Here is an 11,717-nt window from a genome sequence, read left to right on the forward strand (position 1 = left end):
CAAATAGGGATAACGAGTATAATATATAAGTGTAAACAGGAGGATAATAATATGAAAGTTATTGTTACTAAAGATTATGAAGAAGCAAGTCAGAAAGCAGCAGAAATCATGCTTGATGTTATCAAAAATAAACCAAACGCAAACCTTGGCCTAGCTACTGGTTCTACACCAATCCGTCTATATGAATTAATGAGAGAAGATCATAAGAAAAATGGAACAAGCTACAAAGATATCAAATCATTCAACCTTGATGAATATTATGGTTTAGCACAGGATCATCCACAGAGTTATTACTATTTCATGTGCAATCAGTTATTCAATGAATTAGATATCGATAAGAATAATATCAATGTTCCTAAGGGTAAGGGTTCAATCGAAGAAGTATGTGATGAATACAATGCATTATTAGCTGAAAATCCAAGAGATATCCAGTTATTAGGATTAGGTTCTAATGGACATGTTGGTTTCAATGAACCAGGTACATCATTTGATTCAGTGACTCACTACATTGCATTAAAGCAGAGCACAATCGAAGACAACGCTAAACTATTCTTCAATGGTGATTTAAGTGCTGTTCCTACTCATGCAATAACTATGGGTATTTCTAATATCATGGAAGCTAAGAAGGTCTTATTAATTGCGACTGGTGAAAGAAAAGCTAAAGCAGTTAAAGGCTTAGTTGAAGGACCAGTAACAGAAGATTTACCAGCTTCTATTCTTCAGAAACATGAAGATGCAATCATCATCGTTGATGAAGCAGCTGCATCATTATTATCTAAATAATTTCTTAAGGCGCTTAGGCGCCTTTTTTTTGTGCTATAATTTTTTTGAGGTGATTTCATGAAAGCGATGAATAAAGAAAATCCAAAATATAATGACTGCACAGAAAGAAAGTCACAGTTATATGAAAGAAAAGGTGATTTTAGAACACCATTTATGAGAGATTATAATCGTATAATATTCACTACAGCCTATAGACGTTTAAAACATAAGACACAGGTCTTTTTTGCACCTGATAATGATCATATATGTACACGTGCTGAACATGTGAATCTAGTAGAATCTATTAGCTATACAATCGCCTATCAATTAGGTCTTAATACTGAACTTACACGTGCTATAAGCGCTGGACATGATTTAGGACATGCCCCTTTTGGTCACGGAGGAGAAAAGATTCTATCTTCTTTGTCTATAAAACATGGTTTAGAGCCTTTCTGGCATGAAAAGAATAGCCTTCATCTCATAGATGATTTATGTTTATTAGAGGATGATCAACATATTGAACATAATCTTGATCTGACTTATGCAGTGAGAGATGGCATTATAGCTCATTGTGGCGAAGTGAATCAAAGAAGAATTAAACCTAGAGATGAAAAAATCGATTTAAAAGACTTCAAATCACCAGGACTCTATCAACCTTATACTCTAGAAGGGTGTGTTGTAAAAATCAGTGATAAGATAGCTTATCTGGCAAGAGATATAGAGGATGCATGGAACTTACATATACTTAATGAAGAAGATATGAAAAGCTTAATAGAAGAAATTAATACAGTTGTTCCAGGTTTATTTAAAGCAATCAATAATGGAACAGTGGTCAATTACTTTATTCAAGATGTGATTCATAATAGTACGGAGGAATATATTGGTTTATCGGATGAAGCTTTTGAAATCATGAAGATATTTATGAAATTTAATTATCAAAAGATCTATGAAATAAAGAAGGTTAAGATTCATACGCAATATGTACAATTGATTTTAGAGAGTCTCTTTTCTTTCTTATATGAGTATGGACAACATGACAATTTTGTTTTAGACTTAAAAAAAGATGCAGAACGTTATCCACTCATTATTAATCATTATATTAAATGGTTGATACGCTATAGTACATTACTTCATGATGAACGTTATCAAAATCATATAGTCTATGACTTTGAGAATGATTCACTTGCTTTAGAAAAGAGTATTATTGATTATTTATCAGGGATGACAGATCATTTTATTATTGATGCATTTGATGAATTACTTGCATATAGATAGGGGGAATTTTTATGCCAATTAATATACCAGATGATTTACCAGCATATAAAGTTTTAACAGCTGAAAACATCTTTGTGATGAACCAGACGCGTGCGACTACGCAGCGTATTAGACCTTTAAAGATCTTGATTGTAAATATCATGCCTTTAAAGATTACAACTGAAACACAATTATTAAGATTATTATCTAATACACCATTACAGCTTGAAGTAGAACTTATTCATATGTCTACACATGATTCTAAGAATGTCCCTAAGGAACATTTACTTACTTTCTATAAGACATTTAAAGATATTAAAGAGAATTCTTATGATGGTATGATTATTACAGGTGCTCCTGTAGAACAGATGCCTTTTGAAGAAGTAGACTATTGGAATGAACTATGTGAAATCCTTGAATGGGCCAAGACACATGTCTTTAGTTCTTTCTTTATCTGCTGGGCTTCACAGGCTGCTTTACATTATTATTATGGTATTGATAAGTACTTATTGAAGCATAAATTAACTGGTGTATATCGTCATCATACTAATCAAAGAAAGATGAGAAGAAAGATTTTAAGAGGTTTTGATTATCAGTTCTATGCACCACATTCACGTTATACAACTGTTTTAAAGGAAGATGTTGCAAGTAATTCTAACTTAGATATACTTGCAGAAAGTGATGATGCAGGTGTCTATTTAGTGGCTTCTAAGGATGGTTCTCAGTTCTTTGTGACAGGACATCCTGAATATGATCCAGATACATTAGATAAAGAATATAAGCGTGACAAAGAGAAACCAGATGTCATTGCAGAACTACCTAAAAACTATTATCTTGATGATGATCCATCTCAGGAAATACAAGTAAAATGGCGTTCACATGCCTATCTCTTATTCTCTAACTGGTTGAACTATTATGTTTACCAGGAAACACCATATGATCTAAGTGATCTTCATGAACGTAAGAAATAAGCCATCTTTTTAGGTGGCTTTTTGTCACCAAAAACTATAATCATGTAAGTAAATCTTAATATTTTTGTAAGGAATTTGAGATGTTTCTTTTCAACATTTCACGATATAACTATTGTGAGGTGAAGAGAAATGCGATTATTCAAGAAATGTCTTTTAGTTCTAGGAATTCTATTACTCATATTATCAGGATATATTATATTTCGTTCAGATACTTTTATAGATGATGCTTCTACAAATCATGGCTGGAATCTTATGCTTGTTAATCATACAAATAGAATACCAGATAACTATAAGGTGATTCTTACAAAGCTAGATAATGGGAAAGAAGTAGATTCACGTATTGTGCTTGAATTATCACAAATGTTTAGAGCTGCAAGAAAAGATGATATTTATATGCAGGTGAATGAAGGATATCGATCATCTCATTCGCAACAGAAAATCTTAGATAATCGTACAGATTATTATAAGAGTAAAGGATTATTTACGATTCTTGCAAGAAGATATGCATTAAATTATGTATCAGCCCCAGGTACAAGTGAACATCAATTAGGGCTTGCAGTGGATATAGTAGGGGATTACCGTTATACAACCAATCAGTCTGCTTATAGATGGTTAGAAAGAAATGCATATAAATATGGTTTTGTGAAACGGTATCCTAAGAGCAAAACATCTATAACACATATTAAGCATGAACCATGGCATTATCGTTATGTAGGTAAGAAAGATGCCTTAAAGATGCATCAGAAAAATCTATGTTTAGAAGAGTATGTAGAGAGCCTGTAATAGACTCTCTTTTCTTTATGTTATAAAATAATATCTGGAGGTATTTTTATGGATTATATCAAATTACTTGTTGAAGATATTCATTCAGTCACAATGGCAACTATTAATAGTGAGGGTAGACCTATCACTCGAATCATCGACTTAATGTTGTATGATAAAGAAGGGATTTACTTCTTAACTGCAAGAGGAAAGAGTTTCTATCAGGAACTGATGGACCAGGAGTATATTTCCTTAACAGGACTTAAAGGAAAAGTTTCTTTTAGTTTAAGTGGTAAGGTTAAGAATATTGGGTCTCATAAGCTAGATGAGATCTTCTTAAAGAATACTTATATGCAGTCTATCTATCCAGAAGATACAAGAAAGGCATTGGATGTCTTTTGTTTATATGAAGCATCTGGCGAATATTTTGATATCAGTGATCCAGTACATATTAAAAGAGCACCTATTACTATTAATAGTAAGGAACATGCTGTTTGTTATACCATTACTGATTGCTGTATTCATTGTGGCAAATGTGAGACTATTTGTCCTCAATGTTGTATTCATAATGAAGTAATAGATGTCGCACAATGTCTTCATTGTGGGACCTGTTTAGAAATATGCCCAGCACAGGCAATTGAGTTTAAAGGTGTAAAGAAGCGTCGTAAGGAAAATGTCTGTTTAATGAATATGTGTATGATTGAAGATGATAAAGGACATGTCTTAGTTCAGAATAAAGTCAATGATTCCTACACAGGTATTACTTTTCCTGGTGGTCATGTAGAAAAAGAAGAAATATTCAAAGATGCTATGATTAGAGAAGTGAAAGAAGAAACAGGTCTTACAATTAAGACTCCATATTTATGTGGTTTATATCATTGGTATAAGCATTCTATTCATAATATTATTCTAGTCTATAAGGCAAGTGAGTATGAAGGAGTTCTTCATTCAAGTGATGAAGGAGAGGTTTATTGGATTAATAAAGAAGATTTTCTAAATCAGCCACTTGCAACAGGCATGGAGTATGTATGGGATATTGTTCATAAGCAACATCAAGAGTGTATTATGTCTAATATGGGAGAACATAAAAGAGGGGATTTATTCTAAATAATAACTTTTGATAATTTTCATATGGTGTAAATCGTTTTCATTTGATGAAAATTAATTATAATGATTTTTATTATGTATATAATACATACAGAAAAGATGAACGGAGGTAAAGGAAATGGGTTTTCCAAAAGGATTTTTATGGGGTGGCGCAGTTGCTGCCAATCAGTGTGAAGGTGCTTATTTAGAAGATGGTAAAGGTTTATCAGTACCAGATATGTTACTTGGTGGAGATGTAAATACTCCAAGAACATTCTTACCAAAGACTGATAAGACTGCGTTCTATCCAAGCCATGAAGCAATTGATTTCTATCATCATTATGCTGAAGATATTGCTTTATTTGCAGAAATGGGATGGAATGTATTCAGATTATCAATCAACTGGGGTAGAATTTTCCCTAATGGTGATGATGAAACACCTAATGAAGAAGGTTTAGCTTTCTATGACAAGGTATTTGACGAATGTAAGAAACACAATATTGAACCTTTAGTTACATTATGTCATTATGAAATTCCTTGGAACATTGTGACTAAATACAATGGTTTCTCTGATAGAAGAGTGATTGATATGTTCGTTAAGTATGCAACTACTTGTATGAAACGTTATAAGGATAAGGTTAAATACTGGTTAACATTCAACGAAATCAATATCGCATGTATGGGTGAAGGTGGAATAGGTGACCTTTATGGTTTAGGTATCATGGATCCAGAAGATGTTAACTCTGATGAACGTATTCCATTAAACAAATTAAAATCTAACCCTCAGAAGACATTTGAAGCATTACATAATCAGTTCGTTGCAAGTGCATTAGTTGTGACAGAAGGTCATAAGATCAATCCTGATTTCATGATTGGTAACATGATTGCTCATACAACTTTATATCCATTAACACCAAATCCAAAAGATATTCTTGCAGCATTTAATGAAGATAACTTCAAGAATAACTTCTGTGGGGATGTACAAGTTCGTGGTGAATATCCAACATATATGTTCAGATATTTCAAGGATCATGGTATTGATACTTCATTTATTACTGAAGAAGATAAGAAGATCATTAAAGAAGGTGTCATAGACTTCTATACATTCTCTTACTATATGTCTAACTGTGTAACAGTTGATGAAAATGCTGAAAAGACAAATGGTAACCTTGCAACAGGTGCTAAGAACCCTTACTTAAAGGCTTCTGACTGGGGATGGCAGATTGACCCTGATGGATTAAGATATACATTAAATATCCTACATGACCGTTATCCTCATACACCATTAATGGTTGTAGAAAATGGTTTTGGTGCATTCGATAAGGTAGAAGAAGATGGCTCTGTACACGATACTTATAGAATTGATTACTTCAGAGATCATATTAAAGCAATGGATGAAGCTATCGAAGATGGTGTACCACTAATCGGTTATACAACTTGGGGACCAATCGACTTAGTATCTGCAGGTACTGGACAGTATGCAAAACGTTATGGTTTCATCTATGTAGATAGACATGATGATGGAACTGGGGACTTCTCTAGAAGCAAGAAAGATTCATTCTTCTGGTATAAGAAAGTCTGCGAATCTAATGGTGCTGATTTAGACTAATATAAAAGACGTAGCTCATATATACGAGTTACGCCTTTTTTCTTATTCATCAAAGATATTTACAATTTCACCATCAAGAATACGATTCATATTCTTAACAGCACAGAAGTTACCACACATAGAACATGTATCTTCTTTTTCAGGTGCTGCTTCAGCACGATAACGTCTTGCTTTTTCTGGATCAATTGAGTATTTAAATGTTTCTTCCCAGTCCAGCTTCTTTCTTGCACATGCCATCTTATTATCTAATTCCATGGCACCAGGAATACCTTTCGCAATATCTGCCGCATGTGCGGCAATCTTAGATGCAATAATACCTTCTTTAACATCGTCTAGATTAGGCAGACGAAGATGTTCTGCAGGAGTGACATAGCATAAGAATGATGCACCATAAGTGGCTGCAATAGCACCACCGATGGCGGCAGTAATATGATCATAACCAGGGGCAATATCAGTAACTAAAGGGCCTAATACGTAGAAAGGTGCACCTTTACAGATTGTCTTCTGGATTTCCATATTAGCGGCAATCTGATTTAAAGGCATATGCCCAGGACCTTCAATCATCACCTGCACATCTTTATCCCATGCACGCTGTGTTAATTCTCCTAAAGTCACTAACTCACCAATCTGAGCCACATCAGTTGCATCAGCCAAACATCCAGCACGACATGCATCACCTAAACTCATAGTAATATCATACTCACGGCAGATATCTAAGACTTCATCATAATATTCATAAAATGGATTTTCTTCTCCAGTCATAGCCATCCAGGCAAACATAATAGAACCACCACGAGAAACAATATTCATTAAACGCTTATTATTCTTAAAACGTTCATACATAGCTCTATTAATACCACAATGAATAGTCATGAAATCCACACCATCTTCAGCATGCATTCTAACAATATCTAACCATTCTTTTGCAGTAATATCTTTTAAAGCTTTATGATAATAAACAACAGCATCATAAATAGGGACAGTACCAATAATGGCAGGACATTCTTTAGTTAATCTCTTTCTAAAAGTACGTGTATCACCATAAGAACTTAAGTCCATGATTGATTCAGCGCCCATCTTTACTGCATTATTCACTTTTTCAATTTCTACATCCATGTCTTTACAGTCTCTAGAAATACCTAGGTTCACATTGATCTTAGTCTTCAACATTGAACCAATACCACTCGGATCAATAGAAGTATGATTCTTATTACATGGAATAATAGCATGTCCTTTCGCAATATGTTCACGTAATACTTCTAAATCCATAGATTCTTTTGCGGCTACAATTTCCATTTCAGGTGTAATAATACCCTGTCTAGCAGCATCCATTTGTGTTGTGTAACTCATATAAGTCCTCCTTTTGACAATAAAAAAAGGTATACCTGAGCATGTATACCTAAAAAAAACAAAATTCCTACGCCGGCATTATCCGTATCAGGTTTTATGGGTCGAAATCCGATCGTATTTCTTCTCAGCCGTCGCGTCAGCTCCCCTTTTTTTATTTGGTTGATAGTGCTATATTACATCTTATATAAATAAAATGCAACGCTTTCATAAAAAATGTTACAAAATTATTGTGAATTTTTGAACAAACAATGTAAAGATGAAACATTTTTACGAAAGTTTGTTCTCTATTTCTGAAAATTATAGAAATCATTTTCATTTCTATTTATAATTATTAGAAAGAGAAAAGGAGACAAGACAATGTTTAGAGACGACTTTTTATGGGGTGGCGCAGTAGCTGCTCATCAGTGTGAAGGTGCCTGGCAGGAAGGCGGAAAAGGAATCAGCTGTACAGATGTAGAAACAGCGGGGGACAACTTAACAGGAGCACCTAGACGTTTAACAGATGGTGTTCTTCCTGGAGAAGATTATCCAAACCATGTAGGTGTAGACTTCTATCATCATTATAAGGAAGATATCGCATTACTTGCTGAAATGGGATTCAAGGCATTTAGAACTTCTATTGCCTGGACAAGAATCTTCCCAAGAGGAGATGAAGAAACACCTAATGAAGAAGGTTTAAAGTTCTATGATGATGTATTTGATGAATTATTAAAATATGGTATTGAACCAATCATCACATTATCACATTTTGAATTACCTTGGGCACTCGCAAAAGAATATGGAGGATTTAGAAATCGTAAAGCCATTGATATGTTTGTGAAGTTCGCAAAGGTATGTTTTGAAAGATATCAGCATAAAGTAAAATACTGGATGACATTTAATGAAATCAATAACCAGGCTGATCCGACTCAGCATAACTTAATCCAGGAAGGTGCTGTATTATTAAAAGAAGGTGATGATGCTGAATATTTAATGTATTTATCAGCACATCATGAATTAGTCGCTTCAGCACTTGCAGTTAAGGCGGCTCATGAAATCAATCCTGACTTAAAGGTTGGTTGTATGATTGGTATGAATGGTGTTTATCCAGCTTCTCCAAAACCAGAAGATATGATGAATGCCTTAGGTGCTATGCATCAGAAATATTGGTTTGCTGATGTGCATGCAAGAGGACATTATCCAAACTATATCTTAAAGAAGTTTGAAAGAAAAGGATATGATTTCATTACTGAAGAGGATAAGAAGATCTTAAGTGAAGGTAAAGTAGATTACATTGGATTCTCTTATTACATGTCATTCGCAACTAAGTATCAGGGACGTAATGAAAAGACATTTGATTACTTTAGTGAAGACTTTGTAAGAAATGAATACTTAAAGGCTTCTGACTGGGGATGGCAGATTGACCCATTAGGATTACGCTGGTGCTTAAACTGGTTCTATGATCGTTATGAACTTCCAATGATGATTGTAGAAAACGGTTTTGGTGCTTATGATAAGAAAGAAGAAGATGGTACTGTAGATGACCAGTATCGTATTGATTACTTAAAGGCACATATTGAAGCAATGAGAGATGCAGTCACTTATGATGGTGTTGACCTATTAGGTTATACTATGTGGTCTCCATTTGATATTGTATCTGCTTCTACTGGTGAATATGATAAACGTTATGGTTTCATCTATGTTAACTATAATAATAACCATGAAGGGGACTTCTCTAGAAGTAAGAAGAAATCATTTTACTGGTATAAACACGTTATTGAAACAAACGGTGAAGAATTATAATACTCAAGAGATAGCTGCGGCTATCTCTTTTTTAGCAGTCGGATTTGACAAGTGCTAAATAAAGATTATAATTACCTACAGGTGATAAAGATGCATAACTATGTATTTGATTTTACTCATTCCTATAAAGGGGATTATCCACAGTTAACTTATTATGATTGTAGTGACATTGAAGGAACACGTTTATTCTGTGATCAACATGCAGAAAAACAATTAAAAGAGATGATAAGCAAGAATGGTATTTCTGGTATTCATTTTATTGATTCAGGCGATTATCATTACATCACTAAATTGATGACTGATTTTATTCATGAACCTTTTGATCTTGTTTTGATTGATCACCATACAGACATGCAGTCTTCTATTGTAGGAGATATGCTCAGCTGTGGAAACTGGGCTAAAAAAGCTTTACAAAACCCTTCTCTTCATCGTTTATATTTAATAGGACCAAGTAAACATGATTTGAAATCAATGGAACGGAATAAAGTATTAAGTTTCAGTATAGAAGAACTTGAGCAAGGTGTTACTATTCCTCTTGAAACGAAATATCCTGTTTATATTTCTATAGATAAGGATGTCTTAGATGAAAGATATGCTATGACGAACTGGAATCAAGGAGAGATGTCACTGGGGATGTTAGAGGATGTATTAGCTCACTTCTTAAAAAACTGTGAAGTAATTGGTATTGATATATGCGGTGATGATCCTGATATTGATGATTATCCTACTTATATAAAAGCTGAAAGAATCAATAATCTTTCTGATGATGCACTTTATCAAACTGCTATGAAAATATTAAAAAGGAGGAAAAAGAAATGAGAAAAGATTTTGGTGCACGTGCACTTACTTATCCACAGCCTGTCTATATGATTGGGAGTTTTGATAAGAATGATCATCCTGATTTAATGAATGCAGCATGGGGTGGTATTAGCGATACAATGGAAATTTCATTGAGTCTTTCTAGCGGACATAAAACAGTCCAGAACATCTTAAAAACACAGGCTTTTACTGTCAGTATTGCAGATGAAGATCATGTAGTAGAGTGTGATTATGTGGGCGTTGTATCAGGGCATAAGGAACCCAATAAACTAGAAAAAGCAGGTTTTACTTATACGCCATCCAGTAAAGTACATGCACCTATTATCAATGAATTACCTATATGTCTAGAATGTCGTCTCAAGGACTATGATTTAGATACAGAAATTATGAAGGGTGAAATTGTTAATGTATCTGTAGATGAACGTGTCTTAGATGAAACAGGAAGAGTAGATGTATCTAAAGTAAAGCCTATCACATTTGATCCATTCAATAATCAATATGTAGGTTTAGGAAAGATTGTTGGGCGTGCTTTTAAAGATGGCCTTAAACTAAAATAAGGACTCATAGGAGTCCTTTTTTAATTAGTCTTTTTTAACTGTATGTAATTTATCTAATAAACCACTCTTTTTAAATGTAGGTGCTAAAGCTAAATAAAGTGCTGAAGAAATCACAATCGCAATTACTGCATTAGTGATAGTAGTCACTGCATTCCAAGATGCAAGAGCTAAAGCCGCTTTAGAAGGTGCACCAAGTAATACTGAAGTATAGAAATAAGAGAATAGTGGTTCAGCAATCACATTAAATAATAAACCTGCAAATGTAGAAGCGACTACACCAATCACTAACTGCTTACCTTCTAGTTTTTGAATCTTGAATACTCTATGTGCAACTAGACCTGTAATAACCCCAATACCAAACTTTAAGATAAATGTCTTTGGTGCAACTATTACATAAGTTGGATCAAGTAAATCACCAATACCCATACCAGCTGCGCCTGCAATTCCACCAGGAACACCACCTAATAATAATGCAGCCAATACACAGAATGTATTCCCTAAATGGAATGAAGTAGTTCCTCCTGGTGTTGGAATCTTGATCTGTAGGAATGTGAAGGCGATATAAGCTAAAGCCGCCATCAATCCTGTTACTGCAATTTTTAATGTTTTATTTTCTTTCATATAAAATTCCCCCTTTGATGAATAACACTATACATACATTCTGACATTATATAAATACTCAGTTATCGACTAAAAAAATAAGGTCAGTTTTAAAACTGACCTTATTCATAAATAAATCCTTTCGTAAATCGTTATTTATTATCC

General features: G+C 33.9%; 11 protein-coding genes and 1 riboswitch. Of the genes, 9 read left to right on the forward strand and 2 right to left on the reverse strand.

Annotated elements, in window-relative coordinates; translation table 11 throughout:
- Positions 1–51: 51 nt before the first annotated feature.
- The 6 genes from nagB to B2S90_RS03585 all read left to right on the forward strand — a co-directional run bounded on the left by nagB (position 52) and on the right by B2S90_RS03585 (position 6,444).
- A complete protein-coding gene (gene nagB, locus B2S90_RS03560; protein ID WP_055232294.1) occupies positions 52–783 on the forward strand; it encodes a glucosamine-6-phosphate deaminase in 732 nt (243 codons plus the stop codon).
- Positions 784–840: 57 nt separating this feature from the next.
- Positions 841–2,037 (forward strand): deoxyguanosinetriphosphate triphosphohydrolase family protein, encoded by a 1,197-nt coding sequence (locus tag B2S90_RS03565; RefSeq protein WP_279078598.1) that lies wholly within the window; start codon positions 841–843, stop codon positions 2,035–2,037.
- Between the two features lie 11 nt (positions 2,038–2,048).
- The gene (gene metA / locus B2S90_RS03570) at positions 2,049–2,987 is read left to right on the forward strand and encodes a homoserine O-acetyltransferase MetA (RefSeq protein WP_055232298.1); all 939 of its coding nucleotides are present in this window, start codon (positions 2,049–2,051) and stop codon (positions 2,985–2,987) included.
- A 129-nt stretch (positions 2,988–3,116) separates the two neighbouring features.
- Entirely contained in the window at positions 3,117–3,770 is a 654-nt protein-coding gene (locus B2S90_RS03575; protein WP_286696549.1) for a M15 family metallopeptidase, read from the forward strand.
- 48 nt (positions 3,771–3,818) lie between these two features.
- Positions 3,819–4,856, forward strand: a complete 1,038-nt coding sequence (locus tag B2S90_RS03580; protein WP_286696550.1) for an NUDIX domain-containing protein — start codon at positions 3,819–3,821, stop codon at positions 4,854–4,856.
- A 118-nt stretch (positions 4,857–4,974) separates the two neighbouring features.
- Positions 4,975–6,444: a glycoside hydrolase family 1 protein gene (locus tag B2S90_RS03585; RefSeq protein WP_278780678.1), complete on the forward strand. Its 1,470-nt coding sequence runs from the start codon at positions 4,975–4,977 to the stop codon at positions 6,442–6,444.
- A 42-nt stretch (positions 6,445–6,486) separates the two neighbouring features.
- Here the strand turns inward: B2S90_RS03585 and thiC are convergent, their stop codons facing one another.
- Complete coding sequence (gene thiC / locus B2S90_RS03590; RefSeq protein WP_278780677.1) at positions 6,487–7,794, reverse strand: phosphomethylpyrimidine synthase ThiC; 1,308 nt, start codon at positions 7,792–7,794, stop codon at positions 6,487–6,489.
- 47 nt (positions 7,795–7,841) lie between these two features.
- Positions 7,842–7,951, reverse strand: a riboswitch (TPP riboswitch).
- Positions 7,952–8,151: 200 nt separating this feature from the next.
- On the opposite strand from thiC, the gene B2S90_RS03595 reads away from it, so the two are divergent.
- The 3 genes from B2S90_RS03595 (at position 8,152) to B2S90_RS03605 (ending at position 10,952) form a co-directional block, all read left to right on the forward strand.
- Positions 8,152–9,576 carry a 6-phospho-beta-glucosidase gene (locus B2S90_RS03595; RefSeq protein ID WP_278861226.1) on the forward strand — a complete coding sequence of 475 codons (1,425 nt, stop codon included), beginning with the start codon at positions 8,152–8,154 and terminating at the stop codon, positions 9,574–9,576.
- A gap of 90 nt (positions 9,577–9,666) precedes the next feature.
- Positions 9,667–10,395 carry an arginase family protein gene (locus B2S90_RS03600; protein WP_278778552.1) on the forward strand — a complete coding sequence of 243 codons (729 nt, stop codon included), beginning with the start codon at positions 9,667–9,669 and terminating at the stop codon, positions 10,393–10,395.
- A complete protein-coding gene (locus tag B2S90_RS03605; RefSeq protein ID WP_055232406.1) occupies positions 10,392–10,952 on the forward strand; it encodes a flavin reductase family protein in 561 nt (186 codons plus the stop codon). Before B2S90_RS03600 ends, B2S90_RS03605 begins: the two co-directional genes overlap by 4 nt.
- Before the next feature lie 24 nt (positions 10,953–10,976).
- Here B2S90_RS03605 and B2S90_RS03610 read toward each other — a convergent pair whose 3' ends face one another.
- Positions 10,977–11,573, reverse strand: coding sequence for an ECF transporter S component (locus B2S90_RS03610; protein ID WP_055232408.1), 597 nt, complete (start codon positions 11,571–11,573; stop codon positions 10,977–10,979).
- Between the last annotated feature and the right edge of the window lie 144 nt (positions 11,574–11,717).

This window comes from Catenibacterium sp. UBA627, from assembly GCF_002299355.1.
GTDB classification, from domain to species: domain Bacteria; phylum Bacillota_I; class Bacilli_A; order Erysipelotrichales; family Coprobacillaceae; genus Catenibacterium; species Catenibacterium mitsuoka.